Origin of the sequence: Cellulomonas sp. P24, assembly GCF_024704385.1 — a bacterium.
GTDB lineage: Bacteria > Actinomycetota > Actinomycetes > Actinomycetales > Cellulomonadaceae > JAJDFX01.
Genome location: NZ_JAJDFX010000002.1, coordinates 1,763,449 through 1,785,218, shown reverse-complemented (window position 1 = coordinate 1,785,218; position 21,770 = coordinate 1,763,449). Strand labels below are relative to the sequence as shown.

Here is a 21,770-nt window from a genome sequence, read left to right as displayed (position 1 = left end):
AGCGGGCTGAGAGTCCCGAGCGTGTGGCCGTGCGGCCCGGCGGGGCGCCTAGGCCGAGGGGCACAGGCGTCGGACGACGAGGGCCAGCCGCTCGGAGAGGTCGGCCACGGTCAGCTCGCCGTTCGACACCGCCTCGAGCATCAACCCGTCGACCAGGCACGCCACGATCTGCACGACGGCCTCGCGGGGCAGCGCGGGGTCGCTCGGCGGCAGCACACGATCGACGAGGACGCCGATCATCCGTGACCACTCGCGCGCCTCCTCGCGCACCGTCACGTTCCGCGTCGCCTCCATGAACATCTCGAACAGCGCGAGGTCGTACAGCGGGTCCGCGACCGTCTTGTCGAAGAACATCTCCGTCAGCACGACGACCGCACGGTCGACCGTGAGCGTCTCGTCGAGCGCGTCGACGATCGACGTGAGGCGGATCGCCTCGGCGGCGCGGGCGTGAGCCATCGTCTGCAGCAGGAGGTCGTCGCGGTCGGTGAAGTAGTACGTCGTCGAGCCGAGCGGCACCTGGGCGACCTTCGCGACCGCGCGGTGGGTCACCGCGGCCGCGCCACCGGTCCCGAAGACCCGGACGGACGCATCGAGGATCTGCTCGCGCTTGCGCTCGCCCGTCGACGTCCGCGGCCGCGGGCTCTCGCCGCGGGTGGGCGTGCGCGCCTCGTCCATCGTCTCCACTCCCGTTCCTGACGGTCGAGACCCGGCACGTGCCTTCCGTCGGGCCCGCCTGCTGCCAGCGCCCGGGCGGCGACGCTCACCGACGGCCGAGTCTTCCGCCTGGTCAGGCTACCGCCGGTGCGCGACCCGACCTGGGACTGCTGGCCCGGTGACGTGCGGACGCCATCCGCCGTGGATCCGCTGAGCGCGGACCGCTCAGCGAGGCGCGCCGTCGTCGCGGCCGCGCCGCCGAGCGACCAGCACCCGCACGAGCACGACGTTGACGACCGCCCCGGCGGTCAGCAGGAGGACCCCGAGAGCAGCGGTGGTGAGCGTGAACCAGGTCGCCTGGGTGCCGGTCAGGAAGGCGGAGGTCAGGTGCCCACCGGCGTCGGCGGACCCGGATCCCGAGCTGCTCGACGGGTTGGCTCCAGGGACCAGCCCGAGCAGGGCGTACACCACGTAGTAGCCGGGGAGCGTCACGACGCTTGCCGGGAGGGAGATCGCGGCGGCGAGCAGCACCGGCCACGCCGTGTGCCCGGTGAGCCCGGTGAGCCCCAGCGTGGCACACGCGGCGACGACGGCGACGTAGGTCTCCGAGCCCCAGGTCCAGCGGATCGATGCCACGCGTTCACCCCCCCCGTGCACCATGGGCGCGAACACGCAGGATGTCAACGACTTCGCGGTCCTCCGCGGTACCGCTCGTGGGTGGTGTTGGCGCCTCGCCCGAGGCTCAGCGCCCGTCCTCCGCCGGTTCCGTCGCGAGGGCACCCATGATCGGCTGGAGCTCGAGCCACCACGGGTCGATGGGCCGGCGGAACTGCATGTCGACGAGGTCGGGCATGGTCTTGAGCGGCACCGTGGACAGGGCGCCATCCGTCAGCGCGACGAAGCCCCACTCGCGCTTGCCGGCCACGATCTGGCCCGAGAGCCAGTCCACGCAGTAGGCGGCGAGCCGGGTCGCATGGACGCGGTCGTACGGCGACGGGTTGCCGCCCTGCTGCAGGTGCCCCAGGACCATCGGGCGCACGTCGAACGCACCACCCGACTCCTCCGCGAACAGCTGGCACAGGAAGTCCGTCGTGTACCCGACGCTCGCGGCCTCGTTGCGGATCGCCAGGTGGAACCGTCGGCCCGCGGCGAAGCTCTCGACCATCTCGGCGACGTCGGCCGTGAGGTCGGCCAGGCGCACGCCGTTCTCGTGCAGGTAGACGCGCTCGGCGCCCACGGACAGCGCGCCCATGAAGGCGAGGTAGCCGCAGTAGCGCCCCATCACCTCGACCACGAAGCACCGGCGCGACGCCATCGCGGACTGCTTCAACCGGTCGACCGCGCTGACGATCTCGCCGAGCGCCGTGTCGGTGCCGATGGTCATCTCCGACCCGGGCAGGTTGTTGTCGATCGTGGTGGGCAGGCAGATGACGGGCACCTGGAACCCGGGGTAGCGGTCCCGTTCCTGGAGCATCCGGTAGGTGGCCTCGTAGGCACTGTGCCCGCCGATCACCAGGAGCGCCTCGATGCCGTGGTTCTCGAGCGCACGGCTCACGGCGTAGTACTGCTCGACGCTCGGCACCGCGCGGCTCGTGCCGAGCTCCGCACCACCGACGCCGACCCAACCCTCGACGTCACCCCAGGTCAGCTCGCTGACGTGACCGTCGATCAGGCCCTGGAAGCTGCCACGGACGCCGAGCATCGTGTGCCCGCGGGACAGACCGAACCGCACCGCGGCGCGCACCGCGGTGTTCATGCCCGGCGCCAGCCCGCCGGCGTGCAGGATCGCGATGCGCGCCCCCGGCGGCACGTCCGTCGGCGCCACCTGGGCGATGCCCTGGAACACCCGCACCATCTCGGTGAACGACGACCCCCGTGCGGCCATCGCCCCCTCGTAGTCGCCGGCGTCGATCAGACGGGGGATCTCCCGGGTGCGCTCGACGGCCTCCATGAGCGGGGTCCGGTGCACCCGGTTGTTGTGCACGCCGATGAGCTGCGGCTCGCTGTCCGGTCCCGCGTCGACGACCTCCATCGCCGCGGCGTGTCCCACGAGCGTCGGCATCCATCGGTCGTACGCGCTGGGTGTGCCACCGCGTTGCACGTGACCGAGGATCGTGACGCGGGTGTCCTCGCCGAGGCGTTCCTCGAGCAGGTCCCGGACACCCTGGCTGGTGATCGGCTGCCCGGACCTGTCCCGGGCCCCCTCGGCGACGACGACGATGCTGTCGCGGCGACCGGCCGCGCGCCCCGCACGCAGCCGCGCGCACATCTCGTCCTCCCAGCCGTCGGCGGGCGGGTTCTCCGGGATGAGCACGTAGTCGGCGCCTCCCGCGATCGCGCTCATCAGGGCGAGGTAGCCGCAGTGCCGGCCCATGACCTCCACGACGAACGACCGCTGGTGGCTCGCCGCGGTGCTCGCGAGGGCGTCGATCGCCTCGACGATCCGGTGCAGAGCCGTGTCGGCGCCGACCGTCATGTCGGTGCCGACCATGTCGTTGTCGATCGAGCCGACGACGCCGGCGATCATCAGGTGCGTGTGCTGCTGTGCCTGGTCGACCGTGATCTCGCCACGGTCGGCGAGCTCGGCGAGCAGCCCGGTCCACTCGCTGCGGAACAGGTCCGCACCCGAGAGCGAGCCGTCGCCTCCGATCACGACGATCCGGTCGATGCCGTGCTGCACGAGGTTGCGTGCAGCCTTCAGCCGGCCGTCACGCTGACGGAAGTCCGCCGAGCGGGCCGTCCCGATCACGGTTCCGCCACGGTGCAGGATCGAGCCCACCGAGCCCCAGTCGGCCTTCTTGATCCGGTCGCCGCCGTCGACCAGACCCTGCAGGCCCTCGTAGACCGCGTAGACGTCGGCCCCGGCACCGATCGCGGTTCGCACCACGGCGCGGACCACGGCGTTCATGCCCTGGGCGTCACCGCCGGAGGTGAGCACGGCGATGGCGGTCCGCGGGCGCGCGGTCCCGTCGTCCTCGGGCGCTGCAGTGCCCATGTCTGATCCCTTGTTCGCAGCGGTGGGGGTCTCGCAGCAGCCTAGGGTGCGCCGGGCCAACTAACGTGGGCCACATGGTCCTTCTCTCCTTTGCCGGGCGCACGCCCGAGGTGCACGAGACCGCGTGGGTCGCGGAGAACGCGTCCCTGATCGGGAAGGTGCGGGTGCACGCCGACGCGAGCGTCTGGTTCGGCGCGGTGCTGCGCGGCGACATCGACGAGATCGAGCTCGGCCCCGGGTCGAACCTGCAGGACAACGTCGTGGTGCACACCGAGCAGGGGTCTCCGGCGATCGTCGGCAGCGGCGTGAGCGTCGGCCACGGTGCGGTGGTGCACGGGTGCACGATCGAGGACGGCTGCCTGATCGGGATGAACGCGACGGTGCTCACGGGTGCCGTCGTCGGGCGCGACTCGTTGGTGGCCGCCGGGTCGGTCGTCCTCGAGGGCGCGGTGATCCCGCCGCGGTCGCTGGTTGCCGGGGTGCCCGGCAAGGTGCGCCGTGAGCTCACGGACGAGGAGATCGACGCGCTGCACGGCAACTCGTCGCGGTACGTGACGCGTGCGGCGGTCTACCGCTCGGAGGGATGAGCGGGGAGTCGTCCGGCGTGCCACCTCGTCGTCGCGACGGTGGTCCGTGGGCCGGATCGAGGTCGAGGCGGTGACCTGCGGCGTCAGCTCACCGTCGAGCCGGTGACCTGCGGGTCGTGGGCGGCCCCGAGGTAGAAGATCCCCGGGACCGTCTGGAAGCCGTCGTTCGGGTTGCGCCGGAGGGTCGAGGACTCGATCCTCAGCGTCCCCGTGCGGTCGTTGCTGACGAAGAAGATCGCGCCGCCGCCCTCGCGGGCGTGGTTGTCCTCGATCACCGACCCGGCGACGCGGACCGTGAACGTGTTGCCGTCGGCGTAGACCGCCCCGCCGCTGCCGCCACCGGGGGTGCCGGCGCGTGCTGGGTTGGCGCCGGTGCCGATCGCCTCGTTGTGGGACATGACGCTGTTGAGCACCACCCACGAGACGCCGATGCTGCTGATCGCCCCGCCGTTGGCGCATGACCCGCCCTGACCGGCGGCGCCGCCGAACGTCGACCCGACGACGTACACCGGCAGGCCGTGGTACTGGCTGAGTGCGCGGATCGCGGCGCCGCCGACGTCCGGACCGGTCGGGTCGCACCGGTTGCGGACGAACCTCGAGCTGAGCACCGTGAGTCGGCCGCCTCGCGCGAAGATCGCCCCACCCCCGCCGCCGTCGGTGGTCTGACCGACGGAGCTCCCGTCGGCGAATGTCAGGTTCTGCACCGTCAGGTGCGGGTGGTCCTGGTCCTGGCAGTGCGAGGTCGTCCACCCCTGGGCCTGGTCGCACGTGTTCAGGTAGAGGATCCGGTGCGTCCCGCCGCCGGAGAGCGTGACCAGACCGCCGCCGTCGAGCACGACGTCGGGACGGGCGTTGACGACCTTCGCGGTGCTCGCCACGACGATCGTCACGGGGTCCGGACCGCAGTCGAACACGGTGGTCCCGCCCGCGGCGACCGCCGCGACGACGGCTGCCGAGGTGCAGCTCGCGGCGGTGCCGGTGCCGATGACGTGGTCCGGGTGGGTCGTGTCGACCGGGCGGGCTTCGGCGGGGACGACGGCGGTGCCTGCCGGGTTGCCGGGGGTTGCCCGCCCGCTGGAACCGCCGGCCGCCGAGCCTGGCACCGGCGCTTGTTGCTGCGCCGGGGACGGCTGCGGCGACGCCGAGGACCGCTGCGACGAGGGCGCCGTGGGGGCGGGCGTCGGGGTGGGGCTCGGCGTGGAAGCCGACGGAGGCGTGCTCGGCGACGCGGCGACGGTTGCGCGCGGCGTCGCGCCGGGCGCCGTGCAGGCCGTCAGCGCGGCGAGCACCGCCACGGCGACGCCGACGAGACGGGTGCGCACCGGCCGACGGCGTCCGGCCGACGGCGCGACCCGACGGCGCGAGACGACGGTGCCCTCCGGCCTGGGCGGGGCGAGAGGGATGCTCGGCGCCGAGGGGCGTCTCGTCATGGCACCGATGCTAGGGGCCAGGTCGGATGTCGAGATGCCGGACGGGCAGAAGTCGACTCTGGCTGAGAGGGTGATCTCTAGGTAGACTGATCTACCTAATCGCCGTCCGAGGGCGGTCGAGAGAACGGGGCCACCGCATGTCCGGACGCGCACGGGTCGACGACCGGGTGGCCGGCATCCCCGAAGGCCGCCGGTCCGCCCGGGACCGGTTGCTGGCGGCCGCAGCGGAGTGCTTCTACGACCAGGGCGTCAACGGCACCGGGATCGACACGATCACGTCCGCCGCGGGCGTGGCGAAGATGAGCCTCTACAACAACTTCGCCTCGAAGGACGACCTCGTCCTGGCCTACCTCGAGGCGCGCCACGAGGAGTGGCTGGACCTGTACCGGTGCCGGCTGGTCACCACGACCGACGCCCGCCAGCGGATCGGTGCGGTCGTCGACGCGTACATCGACCACGCCGAGCTGGCGTACCGGCACGGGTTCCGCGGCTGCGGGCTGCTCAACGCGGCGGCCGAGCTCCCGGTCGGCGCGCCGGGGCGCGCGCTGGTGCGTCGGCACAAGGAAGAGGTCGAGGGGTTGCTCGCCGCGCATCTGACCGAGCTGGACCGACTGTCGGCCGACCGCGTCAGCGACCTCGCCGAGCAGCTGTCGTTCCTGCTCGAGGGCGCCATGGCGCGGGCCGGGCTCGAGGGCGACTCGCGTCGGCTGCACCGCGTCCGCGAGCTCGCGATGGAGCAGGTCGACGCGGCGCTCCTGCAGGCCGCGCGGTGAGCCGCGCAGCGACGTACGGCAGCGTGTACGTCCTCGCGGCGTCGCTGCTGTGGGGCACGACGGGAACGGCAGCGGCGCTCGCACCGGAGGTCGGGTCGCTCGCAGTCGGTGCCGCGGCGATGGGGATCGGTGGACTGCTCCAGGCGGCGACCGGGTTCCGCGTCGTGACCGCCCGCCGCGCCGAGCTCGCGGCGCAGTGGCGCACGTTGGCGCTCGCCGCCGGGTCGGTGGCCGTGTACCCGTTGGCGTTCTACACGTCGATGCGGCTGGCAGGCGTCGCCGTGGGGACGGTCGTCTCCCTCGGGTCCGGGCCGGTGGCCGCGGCCGTCATCGAGCGCGTCGTGGACCGTCGGCCGCTGTCCCGGAGGTGGGTCGTCGGTGCGACCGCCGCGCTGCTCGGGGTCGTCGCGCTCGCGGTCGCGCGCTCCGGCACTGCGGGCTCGGGTTCCGGCACCGCAGGCGCGGGCGCCGGTGGTGCCGCGGCCGGGACGCACCCGGTGTGGGGGATCGTGCTCGGGCTGCTGGCCGGAGTGACGTACGCGCTGTACTCGTGGGGTGCGGTGCGGATGATGCGCCGCGGTCTCCCGTCCCGTCCGGTCATGGGGGCGGTCTTCGGCCTCGGCGGCGTGCTGCTGATGCCGGTCCTGCTGCTGACCGGGGCGCCGATCCTCGCGACGGGGCACAACCTGGCGACCGTCGCCTACCTGGCCGTCGTGCCGATGTTCCTCGGCTACGCGCTGTTCGGGCGCGGGCTGGCGGTGGTCTCAGCCGCCACGGCGACCACACTGTCCTTGCTCGAGCCCGCCGTCGCCGCCGCGATCGCGGTGCTGGTCCTGCACGAGGGGCTCTCCCCGCTGGGCTGGATGGGCATGGCGGTCATGGTGGCCAGCCTCGTGCTGCTGACCGCAGGCGCGGGGCGGCGGGAGCCGGACGAGGAGAGCGTGCACGCCCCCGTGCGGTCGAGCGCGCTCGAACCTGTCCTCTAGCAGCGCCTGCCCAGACTGACCCCCGGCATCGCTGATCTGCGGGTCTGCGCTCGCTCCGTCGTGCCGTCGCGCCTCAGCCGCAGTCGTCGCAGATCCCCGTCGCCGGGAGGGTCATCGAGCACGTCGGGCAGATCGCGACCGGGGCCTCGCGGACAGCGGTGGATCGTCGGGTCGGGGCGGCGGTCGTGCGGGGCGCCCGTGGGCTCGACGTCCGGGCCGAGCCAGATGTCCGTGCGGGGATCGTGCGGGATGCGGGCTCGGACACCTCGAAGCCGCGCTTGCGCAGGATCGCGACGGCGCCAGGCATGCCGCTGTCGACCTCGTCCGACGTCGCGAGCCTGCCGGTGGCGAACCGGTGCGCGACCCCGAGGATCCCCTTCGCGTCGTAGTGGCGGCCCTCGTGGACGAGGGTGTGCTCCGGCGCCGGCGTGAAGCCGTAGACCTCGAGGAACTCCTCGGGGCCCCGGGTGTCGTACTCGGCGAGCGCCTGAAGAACATGCAGTCGTGTCAGAGAGGAGAACGTCGCCACAACAAGTCAGCGTACGACGGCCGGAGCGCCCTGAGATCCGGGCGGCGTGCGCCGCGATGTCGTACGGTCGCCCGTGGGGCTCGTCGCCGCGCAGCCACGGACTCCCGCGCAGCCACGGACTCCCGCGCAACCACGGATCGGAGAGCTCATGACGTCACCAGGCGAACCCGACAGCGAGGCCGCCACCGCGAGCATCACCGCGCGGATCCGCGAGCTGGGGGACTGGCGGGGCGAGACGCTCGCCCACGTCCGCGACCTCATCCACGTCGCGGACCCCGACGTCCAGGAGGAGTGGAAGTGGGTGAAGCCGTCGAACCCGGGAACCCCCGTCTGGTCCCACGACGGCGGCATCTGCACCGGGGAGACGTACGCGAAGGCCGTGAAGCTCACGTTCTTCCGTGGCGCGTCCCTCGACGACCCGGACCGGCTCTTCAACTCCAGCCTCACGGGGAACACGCGGCGCGCGATCGACCTGCATGAGGGGGAGACGCTCGACGAGGACGCCTTCGTGCGGCTGATCCGTGCCGCGGTGGCGGCCAACGCCGCCGTGCTCGCCCAACGGGCAGCCAAGAAGAAGTAGTGGGAGCGCCACGCCGTGACGACGAGCGACAGGTGAGCACGGCGAGCGTGATCGGCGGTGGCCCGGCGGGGCTCATCGCCGCCGAGGTGCTGGCACGTGCCGGAGTGGCCGTGACCGTGTACGACCGCATGCCGTCCGTCGGGCGCAAGTTCCTCCTCGCGGGTCACGGCGGGTTGAACATCACCCACTCCGAGGACCGCGACCGACTGCTGACGCGGTACGGGGCTTCGGCCGATCGGCTCGCGCCGATGCTCGCGGTGTTCGGTCCGCAGGATCTCCGTGACTGGTGCGCGGGCCTCGGTGAGCCGACGTTCGTCGGGTCGAGCGGGCGCGTGTTCCCGCAGGCGTTCCGGGCGACGCCGCTGTTCCGGGCGTGGCTGGCACGGCTCGGCGAGCTCGGGGTGCGGATCGAGACCCGCCAACGATGGTCGGGATGGGCGGAGCCTGGTGGTGCGCTCCGTCTCACCGATGTCGACGGGGTAACGCACGAGGTCACCTCCGACGTGACGGTCTTCGCGCTCGGCGGTGCGTCGTGGCCACGCCTCGGCTCGGACGGTGGCTGGGTCGGCCCGTTCTCCGAGCGCGGCGTGACGGTCACGCCCTTGCGGCCGGCGAACGTCGGGGTGCGGGTCGCGTGGTCCGAGGTCTTCGCGGGGCGGTTCGAGGGGATGCCGCTCAAGCACGTGCGGCTGACCGTCCGCGGACGTCCCGGCGCATCGGTGCGTGGCGACGCGATGGTGACCCGGACCGGGATCGAAGGTGGTCCGGTCTACGCGCTCGGCGCCGCGATCCGCTCGTCCCTCGACGCCGACGGGCGGTGTGTTCTCGAGGTCGACCTCCGCCCCGATCTCACCGTGGACCAGCTCGTCGACCGCCTGCACCATCGTCGGCCGAAGGACTCCGGCTCCACCTGGCTGCGTCGCTCTCTCGGTCTCGACCCGGTTGCGATCGCGTTGATCCGGGAGTCGCGCGGCGGCTCACTGCCGGGCGACGCCGCCGCAACGGCCGAGCTGGTCAAGGCGGTACCGGTGGTCGTGAGCGAGACGATGCCGATCGACCGGGCGATCTCGACCGCAGGCGGCATCGCCTGGTCGGAGGTCGACGAGTCGCTGATGCTGCGGGCGCTGCCCGGCACCTTCGTCGCGGGCGAGATGCTCGACTGGGAGGCGCCCACAGGCGGCTACCTGCTGCAGGCATCGTTCAGCACCGGGGTGGTCGCGGCTGTCGGCGCGCTGGCATGGATCGGGCGTGGCGCCGCTCAGCGGGGGTCCCGCAGAACCTAGAACTCCAGGTTCTCGATGTGACCCAGCACCTCGAGGTTGCGCACCGGGTTGCCGGTCAGGGCCAGCCGTTCGAACGACGTGAACCCGGCGAGCGGGCTGACGTCCTCGACGCGGTTGTTGATGAGCTCGACCTCGGTCAGGTTCGGCAGGCTCGCCAGGACGGTGATGTCGGAGATCTGGTTCCCGTAGAACCCGATCCGCTTGAGAGCGGTGAGCCGGGCCAACGCCGAGATGTCCGAGATCTGGTTGCCGTAGGCCCGCAGGCTCGTCAGCTTGGTCAGTCCGGCCAGTGGCGTGAGGTCACCGACCTGGTTGTAGTTGATGTCCAGCCGGGTGAGCGACGTGCAGCTCGCAAGCGGGCCCAGGTCAGTGATCGCGTTCGTGTCGAGGGAGACGTTGTTGAGCTTCGTCCCGGCGGAGGCGAATCCGATGTCGGTGAGCTGGCTCTGCATGATGTTGAGCAGCGTCAGCCGGTCGAGCACCGGGATGGTCGAGTAGTCGATCCCTGGCTGCAGGGTGACGAGCAGGTTGGTGAGGTCCGGGAAGTACGCGAGGTCGGCCAGCGTGGTCATGGTGCCGAACCCGGTGTAGCGCTGACCGTCGTACTCGAAGGCGTCCTCACCGAAGTGCACGATCGAACCTGGTGATCGTCCGTTCCCGGACAGGAGGAGGAACTGGTCGGCGGCGATGTTGACCCGGGTGTACCCCACGAGGTCGGCGGGCGCGATCTCGTCCTTGCCCAGCTCGGCTTTCAGGAGCCGTTCGAACACCGGGTCGGCAAACGTGATCGGGTTCCGGTCCGTCGCGTCGGCGGCCCTGCCCTGTGCTGCAGCCGTCGAGGTGGCCCCGCCGGGTGACGCGCCCGCACCGCCCGACGTGCTCGAGGAGGGCCCCGAGCAGCCCGCCATCACGATCGCCCCCACCAGAACCGACATGCCGATCTTCGCGACTCCCACGGTGGTGTCCTCCTCGACGCCGAGCGGCTGTGCTCGGGTCCCGCCGGGCGAGCCGCAAGTTGGGGTGGCTGCCACGCTAGGAGGTCGGCTGTCGGGCCGCGACGGCCGATGGTCCCGAGCTCGTGACGCTCATCGCTTCCGGTCGCGGGCGCAGGGTCGAAGGTGGGCGAGCGAGTCGCGCCGAACGACCGGACGTGCCGGGCGCAGCGACCGCACCCCGCTCAGGCCGGACGACTCAGACGATCGAGCACACCGAGCAGGAGCGCCTCGCGCACGCGCGGCGGGGCGGCATCGAGCAGCGCGTTGACCGCGGCCATCCGCTCGGGGATCGCCAGGTCCCCGTCGACCCCCGCCAGCCCGGCCGCCTGGAGCAGGCCGTCGAACGCGGCGTCGTCCAGGGTCTCCGGGTCCAGCGCGACCACCGCACCGGCCAGCTCCGGCGGGACCGCGACCGGTCCGGCTGCCTGGGCCTGTGCGACGGCCTCGCGCAGCGCGACCACGAACTCCGGCACGCTCGGCGCGGTCGCGGCGCTCAGCGTGACGTGCAGGGTCGCCGGCATCGACCGGTAGGTCATCTGCGGCTGGACGAACCATCCGCGAGCGAGCATCTCGTCGGCGATCGTGAACACGTCGCACGTGTCGTCCGTCGCCAGCGTCAGGAGCGTCGCGTCGGGTGCCACCACGACCGACAGGGCCGGTATCTCCGTCACCGCGTCGGCGAGCGCGAGCGTGGCCTCGCGGGCCTGACGGACCAGGCGCCGGTAGCCGTCGTCGCCGATGTGGTGGACCACGGCCCAGGCGGCGGCGAGCGGCCCGCCGGACTTGGTGGACTGCACCGTGGAGTTGAGCATCGTGTACCCGGGCCAGTTCGCCGAGGCGAAGTACTGGGGCCGCCGCAGGGCCGGGTCGCGGTGCAGCAGGAGCGAGACACCCTTGGGCGTGTAGGCGTACTTGTGCAGATCGACGCTGATGCTCGTGACACCGTCGACGGCGAACGTCCACGGCGGCGCGTCGTCGAGGAACGGCAGCACCCAGCCGCCCACGCACGCGTCGACGTGGCAGCGCACACCGCGGGCAGCCGCCGCCGCCGCGATCTGCGGCACCGGGTCGACCACGCCGTGCGCGTAGGACGGCGCCGATGCCACCACCAGGACGGTCGTGTCGTCGATCGCTCGGGCCATCGCCTCGGGGTCGGCGCGGAAGGTGACCGGGTCGACGTCGACGAGCACCGGTCGCACCCCGAAGTAGTGGGCCGCCTTGTGGAACGCCGCGTGCGCCGTGGTCGGCAGCACCATCGACGGCGCGTCGATGTCGGGACGCGACTCGCGCGCGGCGAGCACCGTCAGGAGCAAGGACTCGGTGCCGCCGGAGGTCGCCGATCCGACGAACCCGGCGGGGGCGTCGAGCAGCCGCCCGGCCCAGGCCACGAGGTCGTTCTCCATGAGCAGCAGCGACGGGAACGCCGTCGGGTCCAGCCCGTTGGACGCCGCGAACATCGCCAGCGCCTCCAGCCCGACGGCGTCGGCCTCCGCGAGCCCGGAGTCGTAGACGTAGGCCAGGGTGCGTCCACCGTGGGCGGGCAGGTCGTGGGCCTGCATCGCCTCGAGCGTCCCCAGGATCTGCTCGCGCGACCACCCGCCCGTCGTCGATTCCCTCATGCCGCCACCTCTCGTGCTCGTCGAACCTCTGCCTCGTCCAGGCCGTACCTGGTGACGAAGAACAACGACAGTGCGACGAGCACCGCCGGCACCACCGTGAACCCCCACCCGATCGCCGTGAGCGCCGAGTCCGGCTGCGCCGCGTCGCCGGTGGTCGACGAGACGTACCCGCCCAGCGCGAGGACCGCGGCGTACGCGAACGGTCCGAACGCCAGGCCGAGCGTCTCCCCGGCGGTCCACACCCCGGTGTAGACGCCGATCCGGTTGGAGCCGGTGCGGATCGCGTCGACCGCGGCGATGTCGGCCAGCATCGACAGCGGGAACATCTGGCACCCGGCGTAGCCGATCCCGATGACCGCGACGGTCACCGGCACGAGACCGGTCGCCAGGTGCAGGGCGCCGAGCGTGGCCAGCGCACCGCCACCGAGGAGCACCGACGCGACGAGGAAGCCCACGCGCTTGTCATGGGCCTCGGCGTACCGCTGCCACAGCGGTGTGACCAGCAACGCCGGCCCGACGAAGCACACGAACAGCACGGTCGACATCCCCGAGCTGCCCAGCAGCTCGCGCGCGACGTAGTCCACCCCGGCGAGCATCGCGCCGGTCGCGAGCGCCTGGATGATGAAGGCGGTCAGCAGGATCCGGAAGTCGCGGGCCCGGGCGACGATGCGCAGCTGCTCGCGCAAGGACGTCCCCGCGGTGCCGTACGAGTCCATCGGGGTGTGCCGCGTGCCCCGCCACGCGCCGAGCGTCCCGACGACGATGAGCAGACTGACGAACAACCCGACCCCGCGGTACCCCCAGACGGGACCGAGCTGGTTGCGGATCATCGGCGACAGACCACCACTGACCAGGATCGCGAGCGCGAGGATCGTGACCCGCCAGGTCATCAGCCGGGTGCGCTCGCCGTAGTCGTCGGTCATCTCCGCGGGCATCGCGACGTAGGGCACCTGGAAGAACGCGTAGGCCGAGGCGCACGCGAGGAACAGGACCACGACCCACCCGGCGGCCAGCCCCTGCGGTGAGGTGGGACCCCAGAACAGCAGGACGAACGCCACCGCCAGGGAGAGCCCGGCGCGCAGCAGGAACGGTCGGCGGCGTCCGGCGGGGTTCGTCGAGCGGTCGCTGATCTGACCCGCGACCGGGTTGAGCAGGACGTCCCAGGCCTTGGGCAGCAGCACGATCACGCCGGCGAGACCCGCCGCGACGCCCAGCCGGTCGGTGAGGTACGGCAGCAGGAGCAGTCCGGGAACCGTCGCGAACGAGCCGGTCGCCACGGACCCCAGTCCGTAGCCCCGCCGCGCTGCAGGGGTGAGCGTTCCCGCCATGAGGCAGGACCCTAGCGGAGGCGGCCTGCGGGTGTCCGAACACCGTTGCCCGACGCACCCGCCCAGCGGGCCGGTCCGTGGCCGTGCTCACGTCAACCCGCGGCGGACTCCAGCGCCGCGAGCAGACGATCGACGTCCTCGTCGTCGGTGTAGGGCGCAAGCCCGATCCGCAGGCCTCCGGTCAGGCCGAGGCCGAGGTGCTGGGACACCTCGTAGGCGTAGAAGCTCCCCGCGGGTGCGTTGACACCCGCTGCGGCGAGCTGTGCGGAGACGTCGGCCGCGGCGCGCTCCGCGAACGTGACCAGCAGGGTCGGGGTGCGGCGTCCGGCGCGCGAGTGCACCGTCGCTCCTGGCAGCTGGGCGAGGGCCGCCTCGATCCGGTGCCGCAGCGCGTCCTCGTGAAGGTGTGCGGCCGCCATCGAACGGCGCAGGCGCTCGCGTCGGGAGCCCGAGCCGGTGACCATCCCGGCGAGGGTGTCGACGGCTGCGGTGACCCCCGCCAGGAGCTCGTACGGCAGGGTGCCGAGCTCGAACCGTTCCGGAACGGCGTCGGTCGCCGGGCGCAGCTTGTCCGGGTGGAGCCCCTCGAGGAGCTCGGCCCGGCCGGTGACCACTCCGCAGTGCGGGCCGAGGAACTTGTACGGGGAGCAGGTGTAGAAGTCGGCTCCGAGCGCGGGGACGTCGACGAGCTCGTGGGCGGTGTAGTGCACGCCGTCGACGAACAGCAGGCCACCGACGCCGTGCACGTGCGCAGCGATCGCCGGGAGATCGGGCATGGTGCCGATGAGGTTCGATGCCGCGGTCATGGCCACCAGCACCGTGCGCTCGGACAGCTGCGCCGCGACGGTGTCGACGTCGAGCTCGCCGGTGGTCGGGTCGAAGTCGGCCCACCTCACCGTGGCACCGTGGCGTTCGGCGGCGATCAGCCACGGGTTGGCGTTCGCGTCGTGCTCGAGCCGGGAGATCACGACCTCGTCGCCCTCACGCCAGGTGCTCGAGATCGCACGCGACAGCTCGAAGGTCAGCGCCGTGGCGCTGCGGCCGACGATCACGGTGCCCGGGTCGACCCCGAGCAGGTCGCCCAGGGCGGCACGGAAGCCGACGACGATGTCGTCGGCGTTGCGCTCGGCCAGGTTGCCCCGCCCGCGGTTGGCGAGCGGGTGCACCAGGGCGTCGCGGATCGCGTCGGCGACGGCGTCCGGGGTCTGCGTGCCGCCCGGCGCGTCGAAGTGCGCGATCCCGTGCTGCAACGACGAGAACATCGCGCGCAGCGCGGCGACATCCAGGGCCGGCCCCTCACCGCCGCGACCGCCGGGGCCGCCGTCGGCCGTGCTGCCGGCTGTCGTGTCGAGGTTCATCGGGCGAGTCCTCACGTCGAGGCGGTGCCGTGCTCCGCCTCGGGAGCGGCGGTCGGTCTGTCCATTCTCCCGGGACGTGCACGTCGGTCCGTGCGGCGACGCGCGGCGGTGGGGCTCGGCCCACGGCGTCGGTGACGGCGACGTGCCGACCGGTTGACGCTCGGGGGCGAACCCGCCGGGGCGCGCCTGTTCCGCCCCGGCCGCGAACCGGTCGAGGTCGCGACGGGGGAGGACCTGTCGTTCCTGCTGGTGTGACGCCTGGTCGATCTCGGAACGGACGGCCTGGCTTACCGGCACCGGGCCCACGGTCGCGCCGCGGTCGTCGGGCGCTGACCCCTGCGTGACCGGGCGGCAAGATGGTGCCCGTGACCTCACCCGACTCGCATGACGGCACCATCGAACGGCACGCGGTCTCGGCAGCGCGGTCCTTCGGCAGCCACGCAGCCGAGTACGAGCGCGGCAGACCTCCCTACCCGGCGGAGCTGGTCGCCTGGCTCGTGCCCGGCGACGCGACGACCGTCGTGGACGTCGGTGCGGGCACCGGCAAGCTCACGGCCGCGCTCGTCGCACCCGGGCGCACGGTCGTGGCCGTGGACCCCGACGCCCAGATGCTCGCCGCGCTGCACGGTCGCCTGCCGGAGGTCGAGACCCGCGAAGGAACGGGTGAGTCGCTGCCCGTGACCGATGCGAGCGTGGACGCCGTGACGTTCGGGCAGTCGTGGCACTGGGTCGACCCGGCACGTGGCTCGGCCGAGGCGGCGCGCGTCCTGCGGCCGGGTGGTGTGCTCGGGCTCATCTGGAACATCCGCGACGAGCGCGTCGCCTGGGTCGCCGAGCTCTCCACGGTGATGCACCACAGTGCCGCCGAACGCCTGATCGACGGCGGAGGCCCGCAGGTCGCCGAACCGCTGGGGTCGCTCGAGACGCGTGAGGTCGCCTGGGAGCGCCGGATGAGCGTCGAGGACGTCGTGGCGATGGCGGCGTCGCGCAGCTACGTCATCACCGCGGAGCCGGATCGTCGCACCCGGATCCTCGACGCGGTGCGGGACCTCGCCCGCTCCGTCGTCGAGCCGGACGGCCTGGTCTGCTTGCCCTACGTGACCCACGCGTACCGGGCGACGGCCGGGTGAGATCGGCCGGGTGAGGTCGACATCACCGAGCGCACCGGGCGCGCTGAGCGCGGGTGATCCCTATCGGGTCGCGGTCAGTGTGCCGGCCCAGGCTCGCGCCGCGTCGAGCTCGCCGTCCACCAGGCCGTCGGCTTTCCCGTGCACCGAGAAGGTGCGCGGTGGGCAGATCCGGACCGCACCGGCTGCCCGCAGGTGCTTGTCGATCGCCTTCGCCGCCGAGCCAGGCAACCGCGGGGTCAGGACCTTGGTGTCGAAGGTGGCGAAGCGCAGTCCCGGCCGGACGACCAGCAGCTCGAGCCACTCGCGGACGCCGATCGTCGCCGAGATCACCGGGCTCTGCTCCTTGGCGGCGTCGCGCCGGGTCGAGGCCCGGCTCATCCCGAACGCGTGGACCGGAGCCCCGACGACGAGCAGGTCGACGTCGTCCGGGAGCGTCGGCCCGTCCGCTGCGAGTGCGCCGACTTCGACCACGCGGGCCGGCCCGCCGTCGCCCAGTGCCCGTGCGATCTCCTCCGCGAGGGCCTTCGTCGCGCCGAACATGGACTCGTACACCACCAGGGACGTCATGCGCTCACCGTTCGCCTCATCGCGGGGGTTCGCCTCGGCCCTAGGTCCCGACGACCTAGCTGGCCGGCGCCGGGCCGACGGCCGCGACGCGGTCCTCAGGACCCTGGTCCAGTCGGAACGGCGGGTACACGTCGGTCATCAGGCACGCGTAGGCCGCGACGCGGAAGACCCACCGGTTGAGTCCCAGCACGAGGTCGTACAGGTTCCGCGGATACGTGCCGCGGACGGCGAGCAGCACGGCCGCCACCAGCACCAGGATGCCGATCAGCCCGATCTGCCCCTGGTACCGGGTGCCCTGAGCGGTCTCGTAGCTGAACTGCGGGCCGGTGAGCAGACCGACGACGATGTAGTGCGGGATGGCGAGCAGCCACCACTTGACCAGCACGAGCCCACGGGACAACCGCTCGGGGTACTCCACGGTGAGCGAGGCCGGGTAGCTCGGCTGCTCCGCGAGCGTGAACGGCGGGTACTCGTCCGTGGCCAGCGCGCTGTACGCGTAGTAGCCCACGCGCCACGCCCACCGGAGCACCCCGACGTTGAGGTCGAAGATGCCCCGCGGGTACCGACCGGTCACGAGGATCGCGACGAACGCCACCATCGTGAGGAGGACGAACACCACCCCCCAACGGGATCAGCACGATCACGTGCGGGATGATCAGCAGCCACTTGACCAGCCACAGCCCGGCGGAGAGCTGCTCCGGAGGCCGTGCAGTGAGGTGGACCGGGTAGTCGGCTGGTGGTGCCGACGGCATCGTCATCGTGGGCTCCTTCGACCGGGGAACCGGCGGGTCGAAGGACCGGCTCGCCGGCGTCCTGACACAACAGGCCCAGTGTGGCACCGGTGATCGCGGCGCGCGCGGGGGCTCAGGGGCGGGCCGCACCGGAACGCCGTTCGTCCGGCCCGCGGTAACCTCCGACGTCGCCCCGCGTCGAGGAGAGATCCGTGAACCTCCTGCTGCTGTCCAGCTCGGCCGCTCCCGGTCGTTCGTACCTGGCCCACGCCACCGCGGGCATCGGCGACCTTGCCGGCACCGCGAGGGCGGGGGTCGTCGCGTTCGTGCCCTACGCCCTGGCCGACCATGACGCCTACACCGCGAAGGCCGCCGGGGCACTGGCCGCTCTCGGCCTGCAGGTGGTCGGGGTGCACACCGGTGACCCGGTCGAGATCGTCGCGGAGGCCGGGATCGTCTTCGTCGGTGGCGGCAACACCTTCCGCCTGACGGCGGCGTTGTACCGGACGGGCCTGATCGCGGCGATCCCGGCTGCCGTGGCGGCCGGTGCCGCGTACCTCGGCTCGTCCGCCGGGACGAACGTCGCGACCCCGTCGCTGCGCACCACCAACGACATGCCGATCGTCCAGCCGCCGAGCTTCGAGACGCTCGGCCTGGTGCCGTTCCAGATCAACCCGCACTACCTCGACCCGGTCCCCGGCGACACCCACCAGGGTGAGACCCGCGAGGAGCGGATCCGGCAGTTCCACGAGGAGTCCGACGTGCCGGTGCTGGGTCTCCGCGAGGGGACGTGGCTGCGTCGGCGCGGCGACCGGCTGACGCTCGAGGGCGAGCCCGCCGGGGCGCGTCTGTTCCGCGCCGGCTGCGACGCCGTCGAGCTCGCGACGGGGGAGGACCTGTCGTTCCTGCTGTCGTGAGCCGCGGGCGGCGACGTCGGGCTACTCCGTCATGCCGACCCGGAGCGTGTGCTCGATCGCCAGGCGCGACGCCCCGATCAGCGTCGCGTTGCGGTCGTTGAGGGTCCGTTCGATCGTCAGGCTCTGGGTGGCCAGCGGGTGGGAGCCCTGGTAGATCTCGGAACGGACCGCGGCGACGAACGGCTCGACGGTGGACAGCAGCCCGCCGAGGTAGATCGCCGTGGGGTTGAAGAAGTTCGTCACCGCGCACAGCACACTTCCCAGGCGCGCGCCTGCCGCGCGCACGGCCGTCGTGGCGATCAGGTCGCCCTCCTGGGCGAGTCCCACGACGTCGGCGGCGGTGTCGACGGCGACGCCCTGGGCGCGCAGCATCCCCAGGAGGGCTGCGCCCGACGCGACGGTCTCGAGGCAGCCGTGGTTCCCGCACGAGCACGGGCGGTCACCGGCGGCGTCGACGCGCACGTGGGCGATGTCGCCCGCGGCGAACGTCGCACCGCGGTGGATGTTCCCCTGCACGATGACGCCGGCGCCGATGCCGGACCCCGCCTTGACCGTCACGATGTCCCGCGGTCCCGAGCCGTGGGCGATGTACTCGCCGTAGGCCATGAGGTTGGCGTCGTTCTCGACGACCACGGGGATGCCGTAGGTCTCCGTGAGCCAGTCGCGGGCGGCGAAGTCCTTCCAGCCCGGCATCCGTGACGGGAGCGTGACGGCGCCGGTCGCGATGTTGACGGGTCCGGGCAGGGCCAGTCCGAGCCCCCGGAACCGCGGACGGTCTTCGATGGCGAGCGCGGCCCCGATGACGGCGGTGAGCACCGCCTCGGGCCCGCTCGCGATCTCGACCGGGATCTCCTCGGCCGAGAGGATCGCGCCCGCCATGTCGACCAGGGCCACCCTCGCATGGTGGGTGCCGAGGTCGACGGCCAGGACGCATCCGCCGTCGGGCGCGAGGGACAGCGTCTTCGCGCGTCGGCCGCCGGTCGACCGTTCGTCGCCGGACTCGACGAGGAGGCCCGCGTCGATCAGGTCCTGGACCCGCAGGGAGGCCGTCGACGGTGCGATGCCGAGCGCACGCGAGATCGCGATCCGACTGGTCGCCCGGCCGGAGGCGATCAGGCCGACGACCCTCGCGTGCTCGCCCCGCTGAGACGGGGTTCCGACCAGATCCTCGGACATCGCGGTTACCTTTCTGTTAATTCGCGGTCGAAATATAGGGACTGACCTTACGGCATGCTGGCCGGCGTGAACCGGGGGTTGATGCCCCATTGCCAGCGGATTGCGCGGCGGCTAATCTCCGAGGCGTACGCAGTTGCGCCACGACTCGCAGCAAGACTAGCAGTTATCTTCGATATCGAAGAAAGTGGCTACTTGTGTCGAAGAAATGATCTCCGCCCATCGTCCCGAACCGACTTGTCCCCCACGACGGAAGAAGGTCTTCATGCACACCGCGTCAACCGGTCGCAGCAGTCGGAAGCGTGCAGGGTTCATCGCCCTGCTCGCGACCGGCGCCCTGGCCCTGGCCGCATGCTCGGCCGGCTCGAGCACGAACGGCTCCACCTCCTCGACCAACGGCTCCGGCGCCGCGGCGGACAGCACCAAGCCCGTCACCTATGCGCTCGCCCCCGGTCAGGGACCGAACTGGATCGCCCCGATCAGCCCGCCGGACAAGATGATCACGTCCAACAGCGCGATCCACGCCACGAACTGGCCTTCGCTGATCAACTACGACGGCACGAGCGGTCGGATGGAGCTGGACACCGCCGCATCGGCCGCGTCGGCGTACAGCTTCAATGCCGACAACACCGCGGTGACCATCACGCTCGGCGACCTGACCTGGTCGGACAACGGCTCGCCGGTCACCTCCCGTGACGTGGAGTTCGCCTACAACCTGATCAAGGCCAACACGGACCAGTGGGGCTCGTACTCCAAGGTCCTGTTCCCCGACAACGTCACGTCCTTCAAGATCACGGACGACAAGCACTTCACGCTGACCTTCGACAAGGCCTACAACCAGCAGTTCATCCTGGCGAACCAGCTGACGCTGTTCAGCCCGATGCCGCAGCACGCCTGGGACAAGACGAGTGCCAGTGGCGCCGTGGGCGACTACGACCAGACGCCCGACGGTGCCAAGCAGGTCTGGACCTTCATCGAGGACCAGGCGAAGGACGTGACCACCTACAGCACCAACCCGATGTGGAAGGTGGTGGACGGGCCGTACGTCGTCAAGTCCTGGACCTCCGACGGCAGCGTGACGATCGTGGCCAACACGAAGTACACCGGCCAGGACAAGCCGCACATCGACACGGTCAACTTCAAGCCGTACACGTCGAACGACGCGGAGATGAACGACCTGCGGGCCAAGGGCGTCGACTACGGCTTCATCACGCCGTCGCAGCTGAGCACGTCGTCGCAGTTCACCGACCTCGGCTACAAGATCGTGCCGTGGAACGGCTGGTCCGTCACCTACATGCCGTACAACTTCGCCAACCCGACCATGGGCGCGGTGTTCAAGCAGCTCTACGTCCGGCAGGGACTCCAGAGCGCGGTCGACCAGCCGACCATCTCCGAGAAGATCTGGCACGGTGCGGCCGCCCCTGACTACGGGCCGGTCCCGCAGAACCCGGCGTCGGACTACCTGTCCAGCGTGCAGGCCAACAACCCGTACCCGTACTCGCTCACCACCGCGGAGAAGTACTTCACCGACAACGGCTGGACCAAGGGCTCCGACGGGATCCTGGCCTGCACCGACCCGGGCACGGGCAGCGGCCAGTGCGGCGCCGGCATCGCGTCCGGCACGCAGATGAAGATCACCGTCATGACGCAGAACGGCTCCCAGGAGACCGACAACATGATGGCGGCGATCAAGTCGGCGTACAGCAAGATCGGCGTCGACATGACGATCCAGGACGCGACCCTGGACTCGGTGCTCACCGAGGCGCAGAAGTGCAAGAGCGGGTCCGACTGCTCGTGGCAGCTCGTCTTCTTCGGCACCGCCGGCTCGTGGTACTTCAACGCCTACCCCACCGGAGACCACCTGTGGGCCGACGGGGTGAAGTGGAACGCCGGGCAGTACGTCGACCAGAAGGCGTTCGACCTGATCAACGCGACCCTCGTGTCCTCCGACCCGACCGCCGACCAGAAGTACTCCGCCTACCTGGCGGAGAACCTCCCGGTGCTCTGGATGCCCAACCCCGTCTACCAGGTGTCCGTGGTCAGCAACACGCTGAACATCGGCACCCAGGACCCGGGCGGGAACTTCGCACCGCAGAAGTGGAGCTGGACGTCCTGACATCCCCCGCACCGTGAGA

Annotated in this window: 20 protein-coding genes; 8 read left to right on the top strand and 12 right to left on the bottom strand. The window is 71.7% G+C overall.

The window, feature by feature from the left end; all coding sequences use genetic code 11:
- Window positions 1-48: 48 nt before the first annotated feature.
- From LJB74_RS08420 to LJB74_RS08410, 3 genes are all read right to left on the bottom strand, one after another.
- Complete coding sequence (locus LJB74_RS08420) at window positions 49-675, bottom strand: TetR/AcrR family transcriptional regulator (protein WP_259310317.1); 627 nt, start codon at window positions 673-675, stop codon at window positions 49-51.
- Window positions 676-879: 204 nt separating this feature from the next.
- Window positions 880-1,290 (bottom strand): hypothetical protein, encoded by a 411-nt coding sequence (locus LJB74_RS08415; RefSeq protein ID WP_259308105.1) that lies wholly within the window; start codon window positions 1,288-1,290, stop codon window positions 880-882.
- 106 nt (window positions 1,291-1,396) lie between these two features.
- On the bottom strand, window positions 1,397-3,649 hold the full coding sequence (locus LJB74_RS08410; RefSeq protein ID WP_259308104.1) for a 6-phosphofructokinase: 2,253 nt from the start codon (window positions 3,647-3,649) through the stop codon (window positions 1,397-1,399).
- 74 nt (window positions 3,650-3,723) lie between these two features.
- On the opposite strand from LJB74_RS08410, the gene LJB74_RS08405 reads away from it, so the two are divergent.
- A complete protein-coding gene (locus tag LJB74_RS08405; RefSeq protein ID WP_259308103.1) occupies window positions 3,724-4,236 on the top strand; it encodes a gamma carbonic anhydrase family protein in 513 nt (170 codons plus the stop codon).
- An 83-nt stretch (window positions 4,237-4,319) separates the two neighbouring features.
- Here the strand turns inward: LJB74_RS08405 and LJB74_RS08400 are convergent, their stop codons facing one another.
- Window positions 4,320-5,666 carry a hypothetical protein gene (locus LJB74_RS08400; RefSeq protein WP_259308102.1) on the bottom strand — a complete coding sequence of 449 codons (1,347 nt, stop codon included), beginning with the start codon at window positions 5,664-5,666 and terminating at the stop codon, window positions 4,320-4,322.
- 137 nt (window positions 5,667-5,803) lie between these two features.
- Here LJB74_RS08400 and LJB74_RS08395 point away from each other — a divergent pair, with 137 nt between their 5' ends.
- Window positions 5,804-6,439 (top strand): TetR/AcrR family transcriptional regulator, encoded by a 636-nt coding sequence (locus tag LJB74_RS08395; RefSeq protein WP_259308101.1) that lies wholly within the window; start codon window positions 5,804-5,806, stop codon window positions 6,437-6,439.
- Window positions 6,436-7,425 carry a DMT family transporter gene (locus LJB74_RS08390; protein ID WP_259308100.1) on the top strand — a complete coding sequence of 330 codons (990 nt, stop codon included), beginning with the start codon at window positions 6,436-6,438 and terminating at the stop codon, window positions 7,423-7,425. Before LJB74_RS08395 ends, LJB74_RS08390 begins: the two co-directional genes overlap by 4 nt.
- A 73-nt stretch (window positions 7,426-7,498) precedes the next feature.
- Here LJB74_RS08390 and LJB74_RS08385 read toward each other — a convergent pair whose 3' ends face one another.
- Entirely contained in the window at window positions 7,499-7,954 is a 456-nt protein-coding gene (locus tag LJB74_RS08385) for a hypothetical protein (RefSeq protein WP_259308099.1), read from the bottom strand.
- A gap of 148 nt (window positions 7,955-8,102) precedes the next feature.
- Between LJB74_RS08385 and LJB74_RS08380 the strand changes: the two genes are divergently transcribed.
- Together LJB74_RS08380 and LJB74_RS08375 are read left to right on the top strand one after the other, a co-directional pair.
- The gene (locus LJB74_RS08380; RefSeq protein ID WP_259308098.1) at window positions 8,103-8,534 is read left to right on the top strand and encodes a DUF1801 domain-containing protein; all 432 of its coding nucleotides are present in this window, start codon (window positions 8,103-8,105) and stop codon (window positions 8,532-8,534) included.
- Window positions 8,535-8,566: 32 nt separating this feature from the next.
- A complete protein-coding gene (locus tag LJB74_RS08375; RefSeq protein ID WP_259308097.1) occupies window positions 8,567-9,817 on the top strand; it encodes a TIGR03862 family flavoprotein in 1,251 nt (416 codons plus the stop codon).
- On the opposite strand, the gene LJB74_RS08370 is transcribed toward LJB74_RS08375, so the two are convergent.
- From LJB74_RS08370 to LJB74_RS08355, 4 genes are all read right to left on the bottom strand, one after another.
- A complete protein-coding gene (locus LJB74_RS08370) occupies window positions 9,814-10,773 on the bottom strand; it encodes a leucine-rich repeat domain-containing protein (protein WP_259308096.1) in 960 nt (319 codons plus the stop codon). The two genes, LJB74_RS08375 and LJB74_RS08370, sit on opposite strands and share 4 nt — an antisense overlap.
- A gap of 221 nt (window positions 10,774-10,994) precedes the next feature.
- A complete protein-coding gene (locus tag LJB74_RS08365; protein ID WP_259308095.1) occupies window positions 10,995-12,431 on the bottom strand; it encodes an aspartate aminotransferase family protein in 1,437 nt (478 codons plus the stop codon).
- The gene (locus LJB74_RS08360) at window positions 12,428-13,759 is read right to left on the bottom strand and encodes an MFS transporter (protein WP_259308094.1); all 1,332 of its coding nucleotides are present in this window, start codon (window positions 13,757-13,759) and stop codon (window positions 12,428-12,430) included. Before LJB74_RS08360 ends, LJB74_RS08365 begins: the two co-directional genes overlap by 4 nt.
- Window positions 13,760-13,851: 92 nt before the next feature.
- Window positions 13,852-15,117 (bottom strand): cysteine desulfurase-like protein, encoded by a 1,266-nt coding sequence (locus LJB74_RS08355; RefSeq protein ID WP_259308093.1) that lies wholly within the window; start codon window positions 15,115-15,117, stop codon window positions 13,852-13,854.
- A 365-nt stretch (window positions 15,118-15,482) separates the two neighbouring features.
- Between LJB74_RS08355 and LJB74_RS08350 the strand changes: the two genes are divergently transcribed.
- Entirely contained in the window at window positions 15,483-16,247 is a 765-nt protein-coding gene (locus LJB74_RS08350; protein ID WP_259308092.1) for a class I SAM-dependent methyltransferase, read from the top strand.
- A 60-nt stretch (window positions 16,248-16,307) separates the two neighbouring features.
- Here the strand turns inward: LJB74_RS08350 and LJB74_RS08345 are convergent, their stop codons facing one another.
- Both LJB74_RS08345 and LJB74_RS08340 read right to left on the bottom strand, forming a co-directional pair.
- Complete coding sequence (locus LJB74_RS08345) at window positions 16,308-16,814, bottom strand: flavodoxin family protein (RefSeq protein WP_259308091.1); 507 nt, start codon at window positions 16,812-16,814, stop codon at window positions 16,308-16,310.
- Window positions 16,815-16,869: 55 nt separating this feature from the next.
- Window positions 16,870-17,433, bottom strand: a complete 564-nt coding sequence (locus tag LJB74_RS08340) for a DUF4389 domain-containing protein (RefSeq protein ID WP_259308090.1) — start codon at window positions 17,431-17,433, stop codon at window positions 16,870-16,872.
- 324 nt (window positions 17,434-17,757) lie between these two features.
- Here LJB74_RS08340 and pepE point away from each other — a divergent pair, with 324 nt between their 5' ends.
- Complete coding sequence (gene pepE / locus LJB74_RS08335) at window positions 17,758-18,462, top strand: dipeptidase PepE (protein WP_259308089.1); 705 nt, start codon at window positions 17,758-17,760, stop codon at window positions 18,460-18,462.
- A gap of 21 nt (window positions 18,463-18,483) precedes the next feature.
- Here pepE and LJB74_RS08330 read toward each other — a convergent pair whose 3' ends face one another.
- A complete protein-coding gene (locus LJB74_RS08330) occupies window positions 18,484-19,638 on the bottom strand; it encodes an ROK family transcriptional regulator (RefSeq protein WP_259308088.1) in 1,155 nt (384 codons plus the stop codon).
- A gap of 262 nt (window positions 19,639-19,900) precedes the next feature.
- Here LJB74_RS08330 and LJB74_RS08325 point away from each other — a divergent pair, with 262 nt between their 5' ends.
- Window positions 19,901-21,751 carry a peptide ABC transporter substrate-binding protein gene (locus LJB74_RS08325; protein WP_259308087.1) on the top strand — a complete coding sequence of 617 codons (1,851 nt, stop codon included), beginning with the start codon at window positions 19,901-19,903 and terminating at the stop codon, window positions 21,749-21,751.
- The last annotated feature ends 19 nt before the right edge of the window (window positions 21,752-21,770 follow it).

Coding starts and splice junctions, on each gene's coding strand:
- LJB74_RS08405 (WP_259308103.1), top strand. CDS start 3,724: ATGGTCCTTCTCTCCTTTGCCGGGCGCACGCCCGAGGTGCACGAGACC.
- LJB74_RS08400 (WP_259308102.1), bottom strand. CDS start 5,666: ATGACGAGACGCCCCTCGGCGCCGAGCATCCCTCTCGCCCCGCCCAGG.
- LJB74_RS08330 (WP_259308088.1), bottom strand. CDS start 19,638: ATGTCCGAGGATCTGGTCGGAACCCCGTCTCAGCGGGGCGAGCACGCG.
- LJB74_RS08345 (WP_259308091.1), bottom strand. CDS start 16,814: ATGACGTCCCTGGTGGTGTACGAGTCCATGTTCGGCGCGACGAAGGCC.
- LJB74_RS08365 (WP_259308095.1), bottom strand. CDS start 12,431: ATGAGGGAATCGACGACGGGCGGGTGGTCGCGCGAGCAGATCCTGGGG.
- LJB74_RS08410 (WP_259308104.1), bottom strand. CDS start 3,649: ATGGGCACTGCAGCGCCCGAGGACGACGGGACCGCGCGCCCGCGGACC.
- LJB74_RS08380 (WP_259308098.1), top strand. CDS start 8,103: ATGACGTCACCAGGCGAACCCGACAGCGAGGCCGCCACCGCGAGCATC.
- LJB74_RS08395 (WP_259308101.1), top strand. CDS start 5,804: ATGTCCGGACGCGCACGGGTCGACGACCGGGTGGCCGGCATCCCCGAA.
- LJB74_RS08360 (WP_259308094.1), bottom strand. CDS start 13,759: ATGGCGGGAACGCTCACCCCTGCAGCGCGGCGGGGCTACGGACTGGGG.
- LJB74_RS08355 (WP_259308093.1), bottom strand. CDS start 15,117: ATGAACCTCGACACGACAGCCGGCAGCACGGCCGACGGCGGCCCCGGC.
- LJB74_RS08420 (WP_259310317.1), bottom strand. CDS start 675: ATGGACGAGGCGCGCACGCCCACCCGCGGCGAGAGCCCGCGGCCGCGG.
- LJB74_RS08325 (WP_259308087.1), top strand. CDS start 19,901: ATGCACACCGCGTCAACCGGTCGCAGCAGTCGGAAGCGTGCAGGGTTC.